Annotated in this window: 19 protein-coding genes and 1 pseudogene; 15 read left to right on the top strand and 5 right to left on the bottom strand. The window is 65.4% G+C overall.

The genetic code is table 11. The features are described 5' to 3' along the window. The first annotated feature begins 44 nt into the window (after positions 1–44). The 3 genes from SY91_RS11830 to SY91_RS11820 are packed head-to-tail and all read left to right on the top strand — an operon-like array spanning position 45 to position 2,307. Positions 45–1,088: a LacI family DNA-binding transcriptional regulator gene (locus SY91_RS11830; RefSeq protein WP_006475966.1), complete on the top strand. Its 1,044-nt coding sequence runs from the start codon at positions 45–47 to the stop codon at positions 1,086–1,088. Between the two features lie 55 nt (positions 1,089–1,143). Then, complete coding sequence (locus SY91_RS11825) at positions 1,144–1,932, top strand: YhfC family intramembrane metalloprotease (protein WP_011549758.1); 789 nt, start codon at positions 1,144–1,146, stop codon at positions 1,930–1,932. A gap of 12 nt (positions 1,933–1,944) precedes the next feature. Beyond that, positions 1,945–2,307, top strand: a complete 363-nt coding sequence (locus SY91_RS11820) for a DUF3022 domain-containing protein (RefSeq protein WP_006475968.1) — start codon at positions 1,945–1,947, stop codon at positions 2,305–2,307. 39 nt (positions 2,308–2,346) lie between these two features. Here SY91_RS11820 and SY91_RS11815 read toward each other — a convergent pair whose 3' ends face one another. Both SY91_RS11815 and SY91_RS11810 read right to left on the bottom strand, forming a co-directional pair. After that, the gene (locus tag SY91_RS11815) at positions 2,347–2,778 is read right to left on the bottom strand and encodes a PGDYG domain-containing protein (protein ID WP_006475969.1); all 432 of its coding nucleotides are present in this window, start codon (positions 2,776–2,778) and stop codon (positions 2,347–2,349) included. 135 nt (positions 2,779–2,913) lie between these two features. Then, positions 2,914–3,464 (bottom strand): annotated as a pseudogene (locus SY91_RS11810) (Spy/CpxP family protein refolding chaperone). Between the two features lie 248 nt (positions 3,465–3,712). Between SY91_RS11810 and SY91_RS11805 the strand changes: the two are divergent. Next, a complete protein-coding gene (locus SY91_RS11805) occupies positions 3,713–4,177 on the top strand; it encodes an Lrp/AsnC family transcriptional regulator (RefSeq protein WP_006481526.1) in 465 nt (154 codons plus the stop codon). Between the two features lie 502 nt (positions 4,178–4,679). Then, positions 4,680–5,780, top strand: a complete 1,101-nt coding sequence (locus tag SY91_RS11800; protein ID WP_006481527.1) for a saccharopine dehydrogenase family protein — start codon at positions 4,680–4,682, stop codon at positions 5,778–5,780. Positions 5,781–5,896: 116 nt separating this feature from the next. On the opposite strand, the gene SY91_RS11795 is transcribed toward SY91_RS11800, so the two are convergent. Both SY91_RS11795 and cydX read right to left on the bottom strand, forming a co-directional pair. Beyond that, on the bottom strand, positions 5,897–6,514 hold the full coding sequence (locus SY91_RS11795) for an AAA family ATPase (protein ID WP_011694291.1): 618 nt from the start codon (positions 6,512–6,514) through the stop codon (positions 5,897–5,899). After that, positions 6,511–6,657, bottom strand: coding sequence for a cytochrome bd-I oxidase subunit CydX (gene cydX, locus SY91_RS11790; RefSeq protein ID WP_124477817.1), 147 nt, complete (start codon positions 6,655–6,657; stop codon positions 6,511–6,513). Before cydX ends, SY91_RS11795 begins: the two co-directional genes overlap by 4 nt. A gap of 200 nt (positions 6,658–6,857) precedes the next feature. Between cydX and corA the strand changes: the two genes are divergently transcribed. Next, positions 6,858–7,835 carry a magnesium/cobalt transporter CorA gene (gene corA, locus SY91_RS11785; protein WP_006475972.1) on the top strand — a complete coding sequence of 326 codons (978 nt, stop codon included), beginning with the start codon at positions 6,858–6,860 and terminating at the stop codon, positions 7,833–7,835. A 7-nt stretch (positions 7,836–7,842) separates the two neighbouring features. On the opposite strand, the gene SY91_RS11780 is transcribed toward corA, so the two are convergent. Beyond that, on the bottom strand, positions 7,843–8,136 hold the full coding sequence (locus SY91_RS11780; protein ID WP_006475974.1) for a YciI-like protein: 294 nt from the start codon (positions 8,134–8,136) through the stop codon (positions 7,843–7,845). A gap of 466 nt (positions 8,137–8,602) precedes the next feature. On the opposite strand from SY91_RS11780, the gene SY91_RS11775 reads away from it, so the two are divergent. The 9 genes from SY91_RS11775 to SY91_RS11735 all read left to right on the top strand — a co-directional run bounded on the left by SY91_RS11775 (position 8,603) and on the right by SY91_RS11735 (position 19,906). After that, positions 8,603–9,091 (top strand): aminoacyl-tRNA deacylase, encoded by a 489-nt coding sequence (locus tag SY91_RS11775; protein WP_006475975.1) that lies wholly within the window; start codon positions 8,603–8,605, stop codon positions 9,089–9,091. An 858-nt stretch (positions 9,092–9,949) separates the two neighbouring features. Beyond that, positions 9,950–10,651 (top strand): energy transducer TonB, encoded by a 702-nt coding sequence (locus tag SY91_RS11770; protein ID WP_006481523.1) that lies wholly within the window; start codon positions 9,950–9,952, stop codon positions 10,649–10,651. Positions 10,652–10,737: 86 nt separating this feature from the next. Continuing rightward, a complete protein-coding gene (locus SY91_RS11765) occupies positions 10,738–11,643 on the top strand; it encodes a MotA/TolQ/ExbB proton channel family protein (RefSeq protein WP_006475977.1) in 906 nt (301 codons plus the stop codon). 20 nt (positions 11,644–11,663) lie between these two features. Beyond that, positions 11,664–12,086 (top strand): ExbD/TolR family protein, encoded by a 423-nt coding sequence (locus SY91_RS11760; RefSeq protein ID WP_006475978.1) that lies wholly within the window; start codon positions 11,664–11,666, stop codon positions 12,084–12,086. Positions 12,087–12,283: 197 nt separating this feature from the next. Continuing rightward, positions 12,284–12,715 (top strand): ExbD/TolR family protein, encoded by a 432-nt coding sequence (locus SY91_RS11755; protein WP_006475979.1) that lies wholly within the window; start codon positions 12,284–12,286, stop codon positions 12,713–12,715. Between the two features lie 16 nt (positions 12,716–12,731). Beyond that, a complete protein-coding gene (locus SY91_RS11750; protein WP_185920924.1) occupies positions 12,732–13,922 on the top strand; it encodes a tetratricopeptide repeat protein in 1,191 nt (396 codons plus the stop codon). Positions 13,923–14,227: 305 nt separating this feature from the next. After that, positions 14,228–14,803, top strand: coding sequence for a helix-turn-helix domain-containing protein (locus SY91_RS11745; RefSeq protein WP_027812802.1), 576 nt, complete (start codon positions 14,228–14,230; stop codon positions 14,801–14,803). Between the two features lie 250 nt (positions 14,804–15,053). Next, positions 15,054–17,855 carry a TonB-dependent receptor gene (locus SY91_RS11740; protein WP_185920923.1) on the top strand — a complete coding sequence of 934 codons (2,802 nt, stop codon included), beginning with the start codon at positions 15,054–15,056 and terminating at the stop codon, positions 17,853–17,855. 188 nt (positions 17,856–18,043) lie between these two features. Continuing rightward, the gene (locus SY91_RS11735; protein WP_185920922.1) at positions 18,044–19,906 is read left to right on the top strand and encodes an extracellular solute-binding protein; all 1,863 of its coding nucleotides are present in this window, start codon (positions 18,044–18,046) and stop codon (positions 19,904–19,906) included. Position 19,907 lies beyond the last annotated feature (1 nt).

Genomic DNA, 19,907 nt, shown 5'->3' with positions numbered 1-19,907 from the left:
TCTGCTCACGAAGCGGCGCGGATCGTACGTCGCGAGGCACGACAGTGACCGATACGCAACCTTCCACGACGCGTCCGGCGACGATCAGCGACGTCGCGCGCGAGGCCGGCACGGGCAAGACCAGCGTTTCGCGCTATCTGAACGGCGAGACGCACGTGCTGTCCGTCGATCTGCGCCAGCGGATCGAGGCGGCCATCGCGCGCCTCAACTACCGGCCGAACCAGATGGCGCGCGGGCTCAAGCGCGGCCGTAACCGGCTGCTCGGCATGCTCGCGGCCGACCTGACCAATCCTTACACCGTCGAAGTGCTGCAGGGCGTCGAGGCCGCGTGCCATGCGCTCGGCTACATGCCGCTCATCTGTCACGCGGCGAACGAAGTCGAGATGGAGCGCCGCTTCCTGCAGCTGCTCACGACCTACCGCGTCGAAGGGCTGATCGTCAACGCGCTCGGCGCCGAGGAAGACGTGCTGCGCCCGCTGCGCGGCGCCGGCATTCCGGCGGTGCTCGTCGACCGCACGGTCGAGGGCTTCGAGGCCGACCTGATCGGCCTCGACAACACCGACGCGATCGAGACGGCGCTCGCGCATCTGGTCGAGCACGGTTTCGACGCGATCCACTTCGTCGTGCAGCCGTTCGAGCAGGTCAGCTCGCGGCGCGTGCGCGAGGCCGCGTTCCGCGCGGCGCTGGCCGCACGCGGGCTGCCGGTGCCGCCGACGGTCGTGCTCGACCTGAACGAACCCGCCGCGGCCGCGGCGGCGCTCGCCGACGTCGATGCCCGCATCGACGATGCAGCCCGGCGCGGCGTGCGCGCGGCGCTGTTCGCCGCGAACGCGCCGGTCGCGCTGGCGATCGCGCGCCACCTGCGCGCGCGCTTCGGCGCCGCGTGGCAGCAAAAGGCGGCGCTGCTGTCGATCGACGATCCGGAATGGGCCGAGCTGATCGGCATTACGACGATCCGTCAGCCGACCTACGAAATCGGCTACAAGGCCGTCGAATTCGTGCACGAGCGGATCGACGGCGCGGCGGGCGACGTGCGCGTCGCGATGCTGCCCGGCGAGTTGATTGCGCGCGCGTCGACCGCAAGCTGAGTATCATTCGGGGCACGCGGCGTGTCAGGTGCGCTGCTTCGAACCAAGGAAATACATGACTGTCGCTCCCGTCACGCTGGCCGCGCTGATCGCCGCCACGCTGATCATCGCGCTGCTGCCGCTCGTCCTCTACCGCATCCTGCGCAAGCCGCTTGCGCTCAACCGCCGCGACACGATCGTCGGCGTCACCGTCTTCACGCTGTTCGCGATGATCCTCGAGCGCGCGTTCCACGGGCTCGTGCTGAGCCACACGCCCGAGGACGGCTGGCTGACGCAGCCGCTCGCGTTCGTCGCGTACAGCGCGCTCGCGACCGCCGTATTCGAGGAAGTCGGCCGCTATGTCGGGATGCGTTTTCTGGACCGCCGCTATGGCGCATCGGCCGGCGACGGTCGCGGGATCGGCTACGGCATCGGTCACGGCGGCGCCGAAGCGTGGTTCGTCGGCGTGCTCGTCTGGGGCCAGTGGTCGTATCTCGCGTGGCTCGCGAGCCGCGGCCAGCTCGAGACGCAGTTGTCCGACCTGCCGGTCGACACCGTGGTGCGGCTGCACATGATGCTCGCGACGCTGTCGGCCCAGTCGATCCTGCTGTTGCTGCTCGAGCGCTGCGCGGCGTTCGCGGTGCAACTGGCGCTGTCGGTGCTGGTGTGGCGCGGCGTGCGGGCCGGCCGGATGGCCGTGTTGCCGCTCGCGATCGTGCTGCATGCGCTCGCGGCGACGCCGACGCTGCTGTACCAGGTGCGCGTGCTGCCGGCCGCGTGGGTCGAGGCCGCGTATGTCGTGCTGGTCGCGATCCTGGTGATCGCGCTGGTGAAGGCGTGCCGGCCGTCGCGTGCGGCGGCCTGACGGGAGAGCGCAATGGACGACTATCTGATCGAATGCCAGAGCGCGGAATTCGACGCGCTGGCACGCGTGATCTGCGATCTCTTTCCGGAGCAAACACGCTTCGCCGAAAGCAGCGACGAACGCGGGCGCTTCCTGTCCGTGCACTGGCTGGCGATGCGGTTCGGCGCGACGCCGAAGCGGATGACGCTCGACATCCGGATCGTGCCGGCCGCGCTCGCGCGCTACCTGGCGCTCAAGCCGATGCAGCGCGCGCGCAGCCATGCGGTGCTGCATGCGTATACGGAAGCGATGCTCGGCTCGCTCGAAGAGCGGCACGCGGCCGGCGAGGCCGTCGAGCGCGACGCGGAACTCGAACTCGACGAAGACTTTGCGTGAGCCGTGGCGCCGGCCTCGGCCGGCGCGGTGCGTCAGGCGTTACGCGTCGCGGTAGACCTGCGCGAAGCGCTGCGCCTGCACGACGCCGTAGTCGCCGGGCGCGTATTGCATTACCCAGTCGCCGGCGGCGCCGCGCAGCGTGTCGCCGTTTTCCGAGCGGGCGATCGTAAACGCCTCGTCCATCCGGCGCGCGAGCACGACGGCCGGCCGGTTGCGGTAGGCGCCCGGCGTGCCGTGCGCGAGTGCCGGATCGGCGGGCAGGTATTTGGCGTCGAAGCGCGCGCGCGACACGACCCAGCGGTCGCCGGTCGAGCCGGTGATCAGCGCGTCGCCCGCGACATAACGGTTCGGGCCTTCGAGGCTCATCAGTTCGCCGTCGGCGTCCGCGAAGGACACGGCGACGGTTTCGTCCTTGACGACGCGACGGGCCTGCGGATCGGTACGCAGATCGAGTTGCTTGAGTTCGAGCATGGCGGGGAAGGGCGGGAAAGCGGGAAAAGCCGGGAGCTTATCCCGAATTCGGCGCGCCGTGTGACGCGCCGATCGCCGATCGCGGCGCGGCGCCGTTCGGCCCCGGGCGGGCCGGCACGGCGCCGGCGGGGAGGGTCAGGGCTGCGCGGGTGCGCTTGCGGCCGGCGCGGCGGCTGCCTTGCCGTCCTTGCCCTTCGTCTTGCCCTTGCCGCGGTGCTCGCCGCCGTGGTGCAGCCAGCTGCGGAACGTCGTGTCGGCCAGCACCTTCTGCTCGGCCGGGAAGCTCTCGTACAGCGGCGCGAACGCGTCGGCGAGCTTCTTCGCGCCATCGGCGTTCGCCTGCGACAGTTCCGCGTACTGCTTCATGTCGTCGAGCGCGGACACGTCGTGCTTCGCCATCCGTTCGCCATAGAGGCGGCCCATCGTTGCGCCGTTGTCGCGCATCGTGTCGGCGAACGTCTTCCATTGCGGTTCCTGCGCCGACGTGATCTTCAACTGGTCGTGCAGGTACTTGATGCGCTGCTCGATGCGCGCCTCGTGGCGGGCCGCGCGCTGCTCTGCGCTCGGGCCGATGCCGCGGCCGCCGTGGCCGGTGCCTGGGCGGGCGCTTGCGGCTGCGCCGGGGTCTGCGCGAATGCGCTGGCTGCAACGACGAGCGTAGCGAGGGTGAGCGAGATTTTCTTCATGGTTGGCTCTCCGGGGTGGTGTCTGGCGAGCGGGCGCGGCGGCCATCGCCGCCGGCGCGCCTGTCGCGTCGCCCGCTATTAGTAGCACGTTGCATGCAGCGCGGCAGGGAATGCGACACTTGCTTACATCCGATACGAATCGAAATCGAAGCTGCGAATCCGGGCCGTGCCGGTTGGGCGCGCCGGCGATCGGCGCTATCATCGCGTCACTTTCCACTCCGCCGGCACATGCGTACCGGCCCAGCGTCATGCGCCCACCCCGCCTCGACCAACTCGACGATCTCGACCGGCAACTCGTCGCGCTGCTGCAAGCCGATGCGCGCGCCAGCGTCGCGGATCTCGCGCGCCAGCTCGACGTGGCGCGCACGACGGTCGTCGCGCGCATCGCGCGGCTCGAACGCACGAACGTGATCGCCGGGTACAGCGTGCGGCTCGGGCAGGACGTGCTGGACGCCAGCATCTATGCGTACGTCGGCATCATCCTCACGCCGAAATTCGGCAAGGACGTCTTGCGCAAGCTCGACCGGATGCCGGAAGTCCAGCTGTTGTGCGCGGTGAGCGGCGAGTACGACTACGTCGCGTGGCTGCGCGCCGATTCGCCGGAACGGCTCAACGACCTGCTCGACCAGATCGGCACGCTCGAAGGCGTCGAGCGCACGACGACGTCGATCATCCTGTCGCGCAAGATCGACCGCGGGACGATCGGCGGCTGACCCGTTGCATGCGGCACCGCGCATGACGGACGGCGCAAGCGCATGGCGGCGCCGGTTTCGCTGCGTCACGGGTGTCTGGATTAACGGCGGGTAGATGCCCGGCCGCCTTCGTATCGGCTTCGTTGTACCTCATGATCGGCATGAGTGCCCGTCGCCATCCTTCCGCGCACTTCGCGCGTCTCTCTCCCGACTCTCCTTTCCGTATTCCGCTTCGACCGGCGTGTAGGCCGTGACGCATGTGCAGTTCGTGTGTCGGGAACCATGCCGTGCGTCCTCGTCTTCGTCGTTGCAATGCGCAACCGCCAACGGCCGGGTTGCGACAGCGCCGTTACGCGATTTTTAGATGAATTGGTCGTTTCGGCGAAAAGTGTCGTCATAACGTTGAAACTATCGGTCGTTTCGCATCATTCTTCGTCTTGGAACTGATTTTGAGCGCCCCTAAACTGTGTTCATGGCTCGACGCCGTACACCAACACGAAACCCATCATCAGGAGATAAGCGCATGAAAATCGCCATCGTCGGCGCAGGTCTGATCGGCCACACCATTGCTCACATGCTGCGCGAAACGGGCGACTACGAAGTCGTCGCGTTCGACCGCGATGCGGATGCGCTCGCGAAGCTGTCGCGCGAAGGCATCGCGACGCAACGGGTCGATTCGGCCGACGCGAATGCGATCCGCGAAGCAGTGAAGGGCTTCGATGCGCTCGTCAACGCGCTGCCTTACTACCTCGCGGTCAACGTGGCCGCGGCCGCGAAGGCGGCCGGCGTTCACTACTTCGACCTGACCGAAGACGTGCGCGCCACCCACGCGATCCGCGAACTGGCCGACGGCTCCGACCGCGCGTTCATGCCGCAGTGCGGCCTCGCGCCGGGCTTCATCGGCATCGCCGCGCACGAGCTCGTGAACGGCTTCAGCGAAGTGCGCGACGTGAAGATGCGCGTCGGCGCGCTGCCCGAATATCCGACCAACGCGCTGAAGTACAACCTGACGTGGAGCGTCGACGGCCTGATCAACGAATACTGCCAGCCGTGCGAAGCGATCCGCGACGGCCGCAAGCAGTGGGTGCAGCCGCTCGAGGGCCTCGAACACTTCTCGCTCGACGGCACCGAATACGAAGCGTTCAACACGTCGGGCGGCCTGGGCACGCTGTGCGAGACGCTGTCGGGCAAGGTCGAGACGCTCGACTACAAGTCGGTGCGCTATCCGGGCCACCGCGAGCTCGTCCAGTTTCTGCTGGAAGACCTGCGTCTGTCGACCGATCGCGACACGCTGAAGTCGATCATGCGCCGCGCGGTGCCGTCGACGAAGCAGGACGTCGTGCTCGTGTTCGTCACGGTGACGGGCGTGAAGGACGGCCAGCTGGTGCAGGACGTGTTCACGCGCAAGATCTTCGCGAAGGACGTGTGCGGGATGCACATGAGCGCGATCCAGATCACGACGGCCGGCGCGATGTGCGCGGTGCTGGATCTGTTCCGCGAGAAGAAGCTGCCGCAGAGCGGTTTTATCCCGCAGGAAAAGGTGTCGCTGAAGGCGTTCCTGTCGAACCGCTTCGGCAAGCTGTACGACGGCGGCACGATGGAGCGCGTGCACGCGGTCGCCTGATCGTCATTGCAAGACCATTCGCCAGCCACTGGCACGAGGGCCGTACGACGCCGGGAGCGCAGCAGCGCTTCCGGCGTTGTTTTTTGCGGGAAGGGAAAGGGCGCCGGGCGGCGCGATCAGGCCGGCAGCGGCGGGACGATCGTTGCCGGTTGCGGCGGCGGCACGATGCGAGACAGCAGCGCGTCGAGGTCCGCGTCGGACGGCGCGGTGTTGTCGAACATCACGATGCCGTCGCATTCGTGGCCGGTCGGCACGAAGCGGCGCTGCCGGTATTCGTCCCAGTGCGCGAGCTTGTACGCGTCGTTCGGGTTGGCGCGCGCGACGATCCGCTGGTGCGCGACGTCTTCCGATGTGTGGACCCACACGACCGTCAGCGTGACGTCCGGCGCGATGCCGAGCCACGTGCGATCGAGGATGCGCCGGTCGCGCACTTCACGCGACAGCGGGCCGACGACGAGCGCACCGATGCCGAGCGAGAGATTGTCGCGGGCCGTGTCGAGCAGCCCCTGGTATTCGGGATCGCGAAGATGTTTCAGGTAGAGCGGGCTGTCACGGTCGTTCGGATCGTCCGTGAGCGCGCCCATCGCGGCCGCGCTGTAGCGGCCGTACAGCGTGTCCTTGTCGAGCAGGCAGAACGCTTCGCCGGTCGCACGCATCAGCGGCCCGATGAGCCGCTTCGCGAGCGTGGTCTTGCCGGTGCCGGCGTGACCGCAGAAGAACACCAGGTGCGTCACGAATGCCCGCTCCCCGACCGCCGGCCCGACGTATCGCCGCGCTGGTCGCCGCGCGAGAATACTTCCGCTTCCAGCCACATCGCGTTGATGATGCCGAAGCCGAGCGCCACGCCGATGCCGAGTATCCACGAGAAATACCACATAGGTCTGTCTCCTTGACGGTTGGGCCGCACGGCCGTTGTGCATCGCGCAACGCAGGCCCGGCGGGCCTGTAGAAGTGCCTCGACGCGCATGCTGCGGCGCACGCAGCCCGATCATGACCAATATCGGCGTGCCGCGCAAGCCGGGCCGTTCATGCAGCAAACCGGTAAACTGATGCGCAAACCGCAACGTCACGAATACCATGCTGATCAACTGTGCTGCTTACCAGGACGGCCGCAAGCTGGCCGATATCGACATCGACGCCATCAGCGATTACGTGTCGAAGCCCGAATGCTTCGTGTGGGTCGCGCTGAAGGACCCGACGCCCGAGGAAATCGACCTGATGGGCGAGGAGTTCGGCTTGCACGAGCTGGCGCTCGAGGATGCCCGCAAAGGCCATCAGCGGCCGAAGATCGAGGAATACGGCGATTCGCTGTTCGCGGTGCTGCACACGGTCGAACTCGACGAGGACGACGAATTCAAGGTCGGCGAATTGAACGTATTCGTCGGCCCGAATTACGTGCTGTCGATCCGCAACCATACCGAGCACGATTTCCGCGACGTGCGCAAGCGTTGCGAGCGCGAGCCGCACTTGTTGCGGGAGGGTTCGGCGTTCGTGTTCTACGCGTTGATGGATCAGGTCGTCGACCGGTATTTCCCGATCCTCGAAACGCTCGGAGCGGAACTCGAGGAGCTCGAGGACCGCATCTTCGCGAAGGCGACGCCGGCGTCGTCGCGCGCGATCATCGAGGATCTCTATTCTCTGAAGCGCCGGCTCGTGCTGCTGTACCAGCACACGGCACCGCTGATGGAGCCGCTCGCGAAGCTCACCGGCGGGCGCGTGCCGCAGGTGTGCAGCGGGATGGCGGCTTACTTCCGCGACGTGTATGACCATCTGCAGCGGATCGTGAAGACGATCGAAGGGCGGCGCGAGATGGTCGTCACGGCGATCCAGGTCAACCTCGGGATGATTTCGCTCGCGGAGAACGAGGTGACCAAGCGGCTCGGCTCGTTCGCCGCGCTGTTCGCGATACCGACGATGATCGCCGGCATCTACGGGATGAACTTCGCGAACATGCCCGAGCTGCACCTGAAATACGGGTTCTACGGCTGCATCGCGGTGATGGCCATCGCCGACCTCGCGCTGTGGTGGCGTTTCAAGCGGGCGGGGTGGCTGTAGCCAGGCCTTACGCCGGACGCGGCGCGTGCTTGCCGACCACGACGCGCCACGGCCGCACGCGCCACGATTTCACGAGGCCGTTCTGCACGTACGGATCGGCGCGCGCGAACGATTCGGCCGCTTCTGGCGAATCGCCTTCGAACACGAGCACCGCCTGATCGGCCGGGTCCGCCAGCGCGCCGGCGAGCACCAGTTCGCCGCGTTCGGTCGCGGCCTGCGCGAGCGCCAGATGTTCCGCACGGAACGGCTCGCGCCGCGACAGGTAATCGTCGACGAGTTCGTAGATCAACTGGTAATGCATGATTGCTCCGGGAGTCGGTTTCCGCCGCGGGAGGTGGCGGCCGGCTCAGTATAGGACACCGGGAAAGCCGTTGGCGGCGCGGGTTTGCCGGCGTGATGGCGAGCGTTCGCGAGTTCGCTCTTTGAACGACGCCATCGCCGATGGCATCTCGTTGCCTCTCTTCAAACGCAACTAACGGTCTAGTATTTCGACATTGGCCAATTGTCGGGCTCCTTCACGTTTGTTTAGCCCCTGCGCCTCATTCGTCTACACGAAATGAGGGCTGCCAAGCGTATTCCGGGGCCGGATTTCGCATGCCGGCGAGGGCGGACGAACGGCTTGAAAGCGACCGGGGCGGCTGCCGGGGCCATGGGGAAGGGGGCTGCGCGAGGGCATTTCCATTGGGCCGGAATGCGACCTATGCTGAACGAATCCGGAGCGAACGCCGTTCGCCCTATTCGTCCGATTCGCCCAGACGAGGTGCGCCATGCCGGTCTCAGCCACCCTGCAGGATTGCCTGCGCCAGAAGTCATCGCGGTACGAAGTCGTGTACCACCCCTATAGTCATACGAGCATGGAGACGGCCGCCGCCGCGCATATTCCCGGCGATCGTCTCGCGAAAACCGTGCTTCTCGAGGACGCCGAAGGCTACGTCGCCGCTGTATTGCCGACGACGCACGCCGTGCGCCTGTCGGATCTCTGGGTGAAGACGGGGCGCCATCTCGTGCTCGCCCGGGAGGTCGAGTTGCGCGAGCTGTTCAAGGATTGCGACATGGGCGCGCTGCCGCCGGTCTGCATGGCGTACGGGATGAAGACGTTTCTCGAGGAACACCTCGCGCAGCAGCCGGAAGTCTATTTCGAGGCCGGCGATCATCAAGCGCTGATTCACATGATGCAGGACGAATTCCTGATGCTGATGGAGACGGCCGAGCGCGCGCATTTCTCGCACCGGATGCAGGGGATGATGCTGTCCTGAGCGATGCGGGTCGTGTGTCGATGAAGCATGCGCGGGCATTTTCCCGCCGGGCTCGGTGAGGTGGGGATGCCCGTGCGTGCAGAGGGGCGGGCAACGAATTCCCGTGGCCCCGGCTTTATCCGTCGTCGGAAGATACGTTCGTTATGCAGATCATTGTGAGAATTGGATCGTTGGAGAAGGTTTCCATATTTTGATTTGCAATCCTATTAAAAGTAACGAAGATCGACCGTACGGATATCGCCTGAACAGGACGCCGCCTGCATGAAAGCGGTCAATCGGCATCCATCCATGCATCGGACAATGAGCGCATCCGGCATTGCTCATTCCGGAGTGCACCGATTCGGTGTGCTGGCACTAAATTGGTGATTATTTGGGGTGGGCACTGAATTAGTGCGATAACCATACAAACCAATTACTGAATTAATGGAAAATGGTTGGCGAAGCTTACTAACTCGTTATTCGAGTAAGACCTCCAAACTTTGTATTCAAGTATCAAATAAAGTTTGACGCCCGGATTTTTTCCTTGCTATCTTCTGCACCCAAGACGAACGGCCTGGCTGACATCAGCGTGTAACGAAGATCCAATCGTCATACGAGAAATGTGCCTGTGTCGACGCAGCTGACAATTGCCTGACCACGCTGGTGCGGGATAGACGCCGGATAGGGCGGCTATCCCGTTGCGGTTGAAACGATTCCTTGAAATTGAATAAACGGGATCCGAAATCTATGCTTTCAATTCGGATTGCCAATTGAATTAAAAATGAAATTTCGAGTTGAGGCGGAGACGGAACCGACCCGGTTCCGGCGCCGGCCATCATCGCGAAACTGGGCGATTCGCTTGGGGGAAGGATAGTGGGCATGAAAGTCGAAGAGCATCTGGTTGCTTCGAACAGCGGTCTGGCCACGCTGGGCCGTCCGCGGGAATTCGGCAAGAAGCAGCAGAATCCGGTGCGCCGTTTCGGCGGCATCGCAGTCGTCCTCCTGTTGCATGCAGTGCTGATCTACGCATTGCTCAATGGCCTCGCGACCAAGGTCGTGCAGGTGATCCAGCATCCGATCGAAACCCGCATCATCGAGCCGGTGAAGCCGCCGCCGCCCCCGCCGATGCCGGTCGTCAAGCTTCCGCCGCCGAAGTTCGCGCCGCCGCCGCCGCCGTTCGTGCCGCCGCCCGAAGTGCCGGTGCAGGCACCCCCGCAGCAGGCGACCATCACGCACCAGTCGGCACCGGTGCCGTCCGCGCCGGCCGTGCAGGCGCCGGTCGTCGCACCGCCCGCGCCGGCCAAGCCGGTCAGTCACGAAGTGGGTGTCGTCTGCCCGAATTCGGACTCGATGCGCGCGTCGATGCAGTACCCGAAGGAAGCGCAGGAAAACAACATCACGGGTGACGTGACGATCGAGTTCGTCGTGGATGCGGAAGGGAACATCACGAACGAACGCGTGGCCCAGTCGGCCGACCCCGTGCTCGATCGTGCGGCCTACAACACCGTGAAGCGGTTCAAATGCGTGGCGCAAGGCCAGGCGGTACGGGTGCAGGTGCCGTTCTCGTTCAACCTGAATTGATGCAGTGGGCGGTCCGGCGGGAGCCGGACCGGTGAAAACCGGCTTGAACCTAAATCGTAAGTTCAACGAAAGAATTGGAGTGGGGTATGACGAAGCGTTCTCTGGCCGCGCTGGCGGCAAGCCTGTTGATGTCCGTCGCCGCAATCGACGGGCTCGTTGCACCGCAACTCGCTTACGCGCAAGCGAGCGGAACCGCGGCGACATCCGACGCGTCGACGCAGGCCGCGGCGCCGACGCAGGCGCCCGCTGCCGCCGAGCCGGCCCCGCCGCCGGCGCCGGCCACGACCGAAGCGGTCGAGAATCCGTACGGGCTCGGGGCGCTCTGGAAGAACGGCGACTTCGTCGCGCGCTTCGTGCTGATCCTGCTCGTGATCATGTCGATGGGCAGCTGGTACATCATGATCTCGAAGTTCGTCGAACAGTTGCGGGCGAACCGCCGCGCGAAACTCGCCGACGCGCAGCTCTGGAGCGCGCCGTCGCTGGCCGAGGGCGCGAAGCTGCTCGACGAGGCGTCGCCGTTCCGCTTCATCGCCGAAACGGCGATCGAGGCGGGCGAGCATCACGACGAGGCGCTGCTCGAAGCCGTGGACCGCAACACGTGGATCGACGTGTCCGTCGAGCGTTCGATCACGAACGTGTCGAACCGCATGCAGGACGGGCTCGCGTTCCTCGCGACGGTCGGCTCGACCGCGCCGTTCGTCGGGCTGTTCGGCACGGTCTGGGGAATCTATCACGCGCTGACGGCGATCGGGATCGCGGGCCAGGCGTCGATCGACAAGGTCGCGGGCCCGGTGGGCGAGGCGCTCATCATGACGGCGATCGGCCTGGCGGTCGCGGTGCCGGCCGTACTCGGCTACAACTTCCTGGTCCGGCGCAACAAGTCGGTGATGGAGCGGGTCCGCAACTTCGGCGCCCAGCTGCATACCGTGCTGCTGGCCGGCAGCAAGCGTCCCGCTCGCGTGCCGTCGCCCGCCGCGTCGCTCGTGAACTGACCGGCCGACGGAGGCGCGCGATGGGCATGAACGTCGGGCAGGACGAAAGCGACGAGGTGATCGCGAACATCAACACGACGCCGCTCGTCGACGTGATGCTGGTGTTGCTGATCATCTTCCTGATCACGATTCCGGTCGTCACGCACACGATCCAGCTGCAGTTGCCGAAGGAGGTCGTGCAGCCGCTGCAGACCACGCCGAAGAGCGTCGAGATCGCGGTGAACCGCGACGGCGATTTCTTCTGGGGCGAGCAATTGGTGGACGCAGCGACGTTGCTCGCGAAGCTGAAGGGCGTGTCGCAGCAGCAGCCGCAACCGAGCGTGCACGTGCGGGGCGACCAGAACACGCGCTACGAGTTCATCGGCAGGGTCATCACGATGTGCGAGCGGGCGGGTATCGCGAAGGTGTCGTTCATCACGGAACCGCCGGCGCGGGGTGGTTAGCGTTGCATGGGAGCGGCACACGCGCCGGTTCTGATTGATGGCGAAGCATGGGATCTAAGTAAGCACTAAAGCGCTAACTCAGATCGACCGCTATGCATGGGACCAGAGTAAGCGCTAAAGCGCCAACTCTGGTCGACCGCGAAGCATGGGATCTGAGCAAGCGCTAAAGCGCTAACTCAGATCGACAGGAGCAGACGATGGGAATGAACGTGCCTTCGGGCGGGAGCAGCAGCGAGCCGGACGTGATGGTCGACATCAACACCACGCCGCTGATCGACGTGATGCTGGTGCTGCTGATCATGTTGATCATCACGATCCCGATCCAGATGCATTCGGTGAAGATGGACCTGCCGGTGGGGAACCCACCGCCGCCCGCGACACAGCCGGAAGTCGTGCAGATCGACATCGACTTCGACGGCACGACGACGTGGAACGGCACGCCGGTGCCGGATCGCGCGGCGCTCGAGGCGAAGCTGACACAGGTCGCGCACGAGCCTGTGCAGGCGGAGATCCATCTGCGGCCGAACAAGCTGGCGCCATACAAGGACGTGGCGGCCGTCCTGGCGTCCGCGCAGCGCGTGGGCGCGACGAAGATCGGCCTGATCGGCAACGAACAGTTCATGCAATGACGGGACAGGCCAACCGATGAACCAGCGACGATGGAAACGGATGGTGGCGCTGACGGCGCTCGGTGCGGCCTGCGCGCTCGGCCGGCCGGCGTGGGCAGCCGACGCGTTGCGGCCCGATGTGGCGAAGCCGCTGGCGGCGGCGCAGGACCTGTATCGCGCCCACAAGTATCGCGACGCGCTCGGCAAGATCGCGCAGGCGGCCGCCGTGCCGAATCGCACGCCGTATGAAACCTACATGGTGGAGGCGACGCGCGGCGCGGCGGCGATGGCGGCCGGCGATACGGGCGTGGCCGCGCAGGCCTACGAAACCGTCCTGAACTCGGGGCGCCTGTCGGGCGAGGACGAGCAGCGGACGACGGCGGCGCTCGCGGGGATCTACTTCCAGCAGAAGAACTATCCGCAGGCGATCCGCGTCGCGCAGTGCTACCTGAAGGCGGGCGGCACGGACCCGGAAATGCGCACGCTGCTTACGCAGTCGTATTACCTGTCGAACGATTGCGGCCAGGTCGTGAGCCAGTTGAAGGCCAGCGCGGACGCACAGGTGAAGGCCGGCCACGCGCCGGACGAAGGGCAGTTGCAGATGCTGGCGACCTGCGCGCAAAAGAGCAAGGATGCCGGCGCCTATCGCAGCGCGCTCGCCATGCTGGTGGCTTATCACCCGAGCCCCGCGTACTGGGAGGAAATGGTCTCGGCGATTCGCGGCAGCCCCGGTTACCTGTCGTCGCTCGACCTCGACATCTACCGGTTGCGCCGGGTGACGGGCTCGCTGACGACGGCAGACGCCTATATGGAGATGACGCAGCTCGCGCTGGTGGCGGGCACGCCGGCCGAAGGCCGGCAGGTGATCGACCAGGGGTTCGCGTCCGGCGTGCTGGGCAAGGATGCGCAGGCGGACCGCGAGAAACGGCTGCGGGTGCTGGCCGACAAGCGCGCACGGTCAGGCGCGGACGCTGCCGATCCGGTGGCGCCGATCGACGCGGGCATGAATCTGGTGTTCGCGGGCCACGCGGCGCAGGGGCTGTCGATGATGGAGCAGGCGATCGCGAAGGGCGGGCTCGAGCATCCCGATGCGGCGCGGCTGCGGCTCGGCGAGGCGTACTACGTGGCCGGCCAGAAGGCGCACGCGGTCCAGGTGCTGCGGACGGTGAAGGGCGCCGACGGATCGGGGGATCTGGCGAAGCTCTGGACGGTCGTGGCGTCGCGGTAACGACGGAGGGGGAAGCAGGCGCGCGATGCGGGATGGGCGCCCTGCCGCATACACGTGGTATTGCGGCTACTTGAAGGCGGGGAAGTCTGTCTGGGCGAAGAAAAGGGGCAGTCTTGTTAATTAGCAAACCGAATGAAATGAACGTGCATCGCGCGACCACGAAGCCGGAATCCCGCTTCGCGGCACGTGCGACGTGCGCCCGGCGGCGAAGGGGAGCAGAGTGTCGCGCCGTGGCGGCAGCCTCATGGCATCGGGGAAGGCCTGCCGACATCAAACCGATTTCGACTGAGAGGTTCCGTTCTTCCATGGTCTTGCCTCCCGATGAATCGGTGCTCGTCGCGGTTTCGCTCGGCAACAAGATCCGCGCGCTTCGGCAGCGGCTGAAACTCACGCTCGACGAAGCGGCCACGACGGCAGGAATCTCGAAGCCGTTCCTGTCGCAGGTCGAGCGTGGGCGCGCGACGCCGTCGATCACGTCGCTGGTGAGAATCGCGAAGGCGCTCGGTGTGACGATGCAATACTTCATCGACACGCCAACCGAGGCGCGCTCGGTGTGCCGCGGCGACGCATTGCAGTATTTCCAGTTCGCGAACTCAGCCAGTTCCTTTGCCCGGCTGACGAATCTCGTGGACGGTCGCAAGCTCGATGCGATTCTCGTCAGGATACCGGCGGGGCAGTCGCCGTCGGAAGTGACGACGCATGCCGGGGAGGAGTTTCTCTACGTGATGCGCGGAAAGGTCGTGCTCACGCTGGAGGATTGCACGTTCATGCTGGGTGCGGGCGACACCGCGCACTACGAGTCGACGACGCCGCATGCGTGGCAGAACACGGACGACGAAGAGGCGGTGATCGTATGGGTCGGTACGCCGCGGCTGTTCTAGCCCGTCGGACCGGAATCATTCGAAACAGAAAGCAAGCGGTTTTCTCGACGTAAGTAATCAGTATTACAAATTAAAAAAATACGAAAGGACCATGCGGCGTCTGCGTTGCGCGGTCGATCCGTGCGGATCGCGGTAGTTGGCAGGTCGGAAATGGCGGGCTCCGGCACACAGGTGCTCCGCAAGCGCGGCGGAATTCACAAGATTGGACGCGCAGCGGGTGGGGTCTTACTGACGAGCGAGAGGGAACAAGATGAAGCAGAGAGCACTAGCGTTGGCCATCAAACGAATAGTCTGGGCAGAACTGGCACTCACCGCGACGCTGGCGGTGCCGGCCTTCGCACAGAGCCAGCCGGCGCCTGGCGCCGTCGCCGTGGCGGATGCGGTCGCGACCAGCGCGCCTGCGGCCGCGACCGTCGCGCAGGCGAGCGGCACCGCAAGCACGCCCGCCGCAACCGGGGCGGCCGCACCCGACGTCGCACCCGGTGCGGCTGCGACGGGCGACACGGCGCCCGCCGCCCCGGCCGTGAACGGGCAGGGCAAGGTCGCACAGATCAAGCGTTTCGAGGTGACCGGCTCGCTGATCCGGCAATCCGACAAGACCGGCTTTCAGCAGGTACAGACCATCACGCCGAAGGAGATCCAGGCCAGCGGCGCGGTGACGGTGACCGACTTCCTGCGCAATGCGACGGCGAACTCGGCGAATAGCTGGGGCGAAGGGCAGTCGGGCAACTTCGCGGCCGGCGCGGCCGGCATCGCGCTGCGCGGCCTGTCCGAGAAATACACGCTCGTGCTGGTCGACGGCCAGCGCGTGGCGCCGTATGCGTTCTTCTCGAACAGCGTCGATTCGTTCTTCGACCTCAACACGCTGCCGCTCAACGACATCGAGCGCATCGAAATCGTGAAGACGGGCGCGGTGTCGCAATACGGATCGGACGCGATCGGCGGCGTCGTCAACATCATCACGAAACACAATTTCCGCGGGCTGCAGCTCGACGGCAGCATCGGCAGCGCGATCAACGCCGGCAACGGCGACGGCACGACGAAGTTCGGCGTGCTCGGCGGCTTCGGCGACCTGAACGCCGACCGCTTCAACGTGACGGCGGCGCTCAGCTACTACAAGTCGAACGGTTTCACGCTTGCCGATCGCGATTCGACTCGCAACCAGGACTTCACGGGCAAGCCGGGCGGCTTTTCGTTGCTCGGGCCGTCCTACTGGAACATGCCCGACGGCAGTGCGCAGGCGCTGAACGGCTGCCCGTTCGGCGGGGCGGTGCGCCAGGCCGCGACGAACTCGCTGTCGGCCGGCCTGCCGGGCACGATCTGCGCGTTCAACACGGCGGAAAGCACGTCGATCCTGCCGATGACCGAACGCCTGAACGCGAAGCTGCATGGCGACTTCAAGATCAACGACACGACGACGGCGTTCGCGGACTTCCTGGAAAGCTACAACACGACCACGACCAACGATGGCCTGTGGAACAACGTGATCGGCAACCCGCAGAACCCGGCGCTGGTGTGGAATCCGCAGACGCAGTTGCTGTCGCCGTTCAACACGGTCGTGCCGGTGACCAACCCGTACAACACGACGGGCGCGGCGACGCCGTTGACCTACGCGTTCCCGAACACGGTCGCGCAGAAGACCTGGGCGAACTACTGGCGCGCGGCGGCCGGCATCAAGGGCTCGTTCACGCTGCCGTACGGCGACTGGGACTGGGCGACGTCGGTCAGCCATTCGCAGAGCACGGTGTCGAACGTGTTTACGAACCAGCTGAACGTGAATGCGCTGAACAACATCTACCAGAACGGCACGCTGAATTTCGCGAACCCGGCCGCGACGCCGAACGCGTTCAACGGCCTGTACCAGGAAGCGAACAACCTCGGCATCTCGAAGCTCGATACGATCGACGCGACGCTATCGACACCGAACCTGTTCCACCTGCCGACCGGTGACGTCGGCATCGGCTTCGGTGCACAGTTCACGCACCAGAGCGAAACGCTGACGCCGGGCTCGGAATACATGAGCGGCGCGGTGGTCTCGCCCGATCTGCAGACAGTGAACGGCGCGCGCAATGTCGCGGCCGTCTATTACCAGGTCAACGTGCCGATCCTGGAGAACCTGACGTTCAGCCAGGCAGGTCGCTACGACCACTACACGGACGTGGGCGGGGCGTTCTCGCCGCGCTTCGCGCTGCGCTACCAGCCGATCAAGGCGCTCACGCTGTATACGTCGTACAACCGCGGGTTCCGCGCGCCGACCTTCGTCGAGGACAGCAAGTCGCAGACGCTCGGCATCCAGGTCGACCCGGCCACCGGTCAGAACTATACGTCGATCACGGTCGGCAACCCGAACCTCGCGCCGGAACGCACGCGCAACTTCAACATCGGCTTCCAGGTCTCGCCGGCCCGCTACACGGATATCGGCTTCGACTGGTACAAGATCCGCATCGACAACGTGATCGGCCAGGGCAAGCCGTCGCAGGTCGTGACCGATCCGACGACCGGCCAGTTGCTGTACAAGGTGATTCCGTACCAGAACCTTGGCTACCTCGACACGAACGGCTTCGAAGGCACGTTCCGCCAGGGTCTGCCGCTCAAGGGCTGGGGCATGCTCACGCTGTCGGGCGACTGGGCGTACATCAACAGCTACAAGATCGGCTTCCCGGGCAGCGCACCGGTGAACGGCGCGGGCAACAACTTCACGATCACGCAGCCGTTCGGCGGCAGCTTCCCGCGTTGGCGGGGCAACACGACGCTCGACTGGAACTATCGCAAGTTCGACGCGGCGCTGACGTGGCAGTTCACGGGCCCGTACGCGCAGAACCTGCTGCCGGAGCCGCCGAAAGTCGGTTCGTACAGCCAGTTCAACCTGATGCTGACGTACACGGGCTTCAAGAACTGGACGATCTACGGCGGCATCGACAACATCTTCAACCGCACACCGCCGTACGATCCGATCTTCGCGAACGGCACGCTGAGCCAGAGCGGGTACGACACGTCGGTGTATTCGTACATCGGTCGCTTCGCGCAGGTTGGTGCGACGTACAAGTTCTGACGCCGACACGCGCAAGACCGAACTGCTTGGACAGGCCGCTCCACGTCCACTACCCCTAATTCGGAGCGGCCTTTTTTAACCAGGCGCGATGACGGTACGGCCGGTTAGACCAGTATCGACAACGCATGAATCGACAGGCATTGATCGCGCGCGGGCATCGGGCCGGCACGCTACCGGGTTGACTGAACATGAGACTGTTGAAATGGCGGCGGATGCACACGCTGTTCGCGTGCGTAGCGCTGATCGTAACCGCCGCGGTCGTGCCGCAGGTCGCGCGCGCCGTGCCGGCCATCGCGCAATACGACCAGCCGAAATACCCGCCGGGCTTCACGCATTTCGATTATGCGGATCCGCAGGCGCCGGACACCGGCACGCTCAACTTCGAAAACTACGACGAAGCACAGAGCTACGACTCGCTGAACCCGTTTCTGACCCGCGGCTCGCCCGCGCCGGACATCAAGAACCTGATGTTCGACACGCTGATGCAGCGCAGCTGGGATGAACTCGCGTCCGAATACGCGCTGATCGCCGACGACGTCGAGGTGGCGGTCGACGGGCTGTCCGCGACGTTCCACATCAATCCGGCCGCGCGCTTTTCGAACGGCGACGCAATCACCGCGGCTGACGTCAAGTATTCGTTCGATACGCTGACGAGCCCGCAGGCGTCGCCGCTGTACAACGCGCAATTCTCGATCATCAAGCGCGCGGTGGTTGTCGACAGCCACACGATCCGCTTCGAGTTCAAGCACGCGGAGCGCGACGCCGCGCTGATCGCAGGCGACCTGCCGGTGTTCTCGCCGAAGTGGGGGCAGCGCGCGGACGGTACGCGGCCGGCGTTCGACCAGATCGCGAACGAGCCGCCGATCGCGAGCGGCGCGTACCTGATCGAGCAGCGCAGGAACGACAAGCAGATCGCGTACGTGCGCAACCCGCACTACTGGGCCGCGAATCTGCCGTCGCGGCGCGGGATGTTCCGTTTCGCGCGCGTGTCGTTCAAGCTGTACCTCGACCAGTACACGGCGCTCGAGGCGTTCAAGGCCGGCGATGTCGACGCGCGGATGGAGTACAGCTCGACGCAGTGGGCGCGCAAGTACGTCGGCAAGAATTTCAGCAACGGCATGCTGAAGAAGGGGGAATTCCCGGACGGCCCCGCGCAGATGCAGGGCTTCCTGATGAACCTGCGCAAACCGATGTTCCAGGACGTGCGCGTACGGCATGCGCTCGCGCTGGCGTTCGACTTCGACTGGATGAGCCGGATGATGTTCTACGGACAGTACCGCCGCACCAACAGCTTCTGGGACGCGAGCCCGTTCGCCGCGTCCGGCATGCCGAGCGCGAAGGAGCTCGCGCTGCTCGAACCGTACCGCTCGACGCTGCCGCCGGAGGTGTTCGGGCCGATGGTCAAGCAGCCGTCGACGCTGCCGCCGGGCTCGCTGCGCGCGAACCTCAGGCAAGCGCGCGACTTGCTCGCGCAGGCCGGTTGGCACTATCGCGACGGCGCGCTGCGCGACGCGAACGGCACGCCGATGACGATCGAGATCATCGACGACCAGCCCGGCATGGATCGCCTGATCCTGCCGTACACGCAAGCGCTCGCGACGCTCGGCATCCATGCGTACCTGCACGAGATCGACAGCGCGCTCTACCAGAAGCGGCTCGACAATTTCGAGTACGACATGACGACGTATATCTACTCGCCCGTGACGATTCCCGGCGCGGAGCTGACGCGCCGCTTCGGCAGCGCGGCTGCCTCGCAGCCCGGCTCGGAGAACTATCCGGGCGTGAAGTCGAAAGCCGTCGATGCGCTGATCCGCGCGGCGCTCGAGGCGAATACGCTCGACGATCTCGAGACGGCCACGCACGCCCTTGATCGCGTGCTGATCAACCTGTACGTACTGGTCCCGCAGTACTACATGCCGAACGCGCGGATCGCGTACAAGACGACGCTCGGTCATCCGGCGGTCGTGCCGGCTTCCTATCAGTACGAGGACTGGATCGTCGACTACTGGTACGGGAAGCGGCCGGCGGTCCAACCCGCTCCGGCGGCCTGAC

This window comes from Burkholderia cenocepacia (genome assembly GCF_014211915.1).
Taxonomy (GTDB): domain Bacteria; phylum Pseudomonadota; class Gammaproteobacteria; order Burkholderiales; family Burkholderiaceae; genus Burkholderia; species Burkholderia orbicola.
Note: the sequence above shows the minus strand (reverse complement) of the source record. Positions and strands in the feature narration are given on the sequence as shown.

Excerpts from the sequence above, each read along its gene's own strand:
- corA (WP_006475972.1), top strand. The coding sequence starts at position 6,858 with ATGCTGATCAACTGTGCTGCTTACCAGGACGGCCGCAAGCTGGCCGAT.
- SY91_RS11765 (WP_006475977.1), top strand. The coding sequence starts at position 10,738 with ATGACGAAGCGTTCTCTGGCCGCGCTGGCGGCAAGCCTGTTGATGTCC.
- SY91_RS11780 (WP_006475974.1), bottom strand. The coding sequence starts at position 8,136 with ATGCATTACCAGTTGATCTACGAACTCGTCGACGATTACCTGTCGCGG.
- SY91_RS11775 (WP_006475975.1), top strand. The coding sequence starts at position 8,603 with ATGCCGGTCTCAGCCACCCTGCAGGATTGCCTGCGCCAGAAGTCATCG.
- SY91_RS11800 (WP_006481527.1), top strand. The coding sequence starts at position 4,680 with ATGAAAATCGCCATCGTCGGCGCAGGTCTGATCGGCCACACCATTGCT.
- SY91_RS11760 (WP_006475978.1), top strand. The coding sequence starts at position 11,664 with ATGGGCATGAACGTCGGGCAGGACGAAAGCGACGAGGTGATCGCGAAC.
- SY91_RS11755 (WP_006475979.1), top strand. The coding sequence starts at position 12,284 with ATGGGAATGAACGTGCCTTCGGGCGGGAGCAGCAGCGAGCCGGACGTG.
- SY91_RS11745 (WP_027812802.1), top strand. The coding sequence starts at position 14,228 with ATGGTCTTGCCTCCCGATGAATCGGTGCTCGTCGCGGTTTCGCTCGGC.
- SY91_RS11770 (WP_006481523.1), top strand. The coding sequence starts at position 9,950 with ATGAAAGTCGAAGAGCATCTGGTTGCTTCGAACAGCGGTCTGGCCACG.
- SY91_RS11805 (WP_006481526.1), top strand. The coding sequence starts at position 3,713 with ATGCGCCCACCCCGCCTCGACCAACTCGACGATCTCGACCGGCAACTC.
- SY91_RS11750 (WP_185920924.1), top strand. The coding sequence starts at position 12,732 with ATGAACCAGCGACGATGGAAACGGATGGTGGCGCTGACGGCGCTCGGT.
- SY91_RS11815 (WP_006475969.1), bottom strand. The coding sequence starts at position 2,778 with ATGCTCGAACTCAAGCAACTCGATCTGCGTACCGATCCGCAGGCCCGT.
- cydX (WP_124477817.1), bottom strand. The coding sequence starts at position 6,657 with ATGTGGTATTTCTCGTGGATACTCGGCATCGGCGTGGCGCTCGGCTTC.
- SY91_RS11740 (WP_185920923.1), top strand. The coding sequence starts at position 15,054 with ATGAAGCAGAGAGCACTAGCGTTGGCCATCAAACGAATAGTCTGGGCA.
- SY91_RS11825 (WP_011549758.1), top strand. The coding sequence starts at position 1,144 with ATGACTGTCGCTCCCGTCACGCTGGCCGCGCTGATCGCCGCCACGCTG.
- SY91_RS11735 (WP_185920922.1), top strand. The coding sequence starts at position 18,044 with ATGAGACTGTTGAAATGGCGGCGGATGCACACGCTGTTCGCGTGCGTA.
- SY91_RS11820 (WP_006475968.1), top strand. The coding sequence starts at position 1,945 with ATGGACGACTATCTGATCGAATGCCAGAGCGCGGAATTCGACGCGCTG.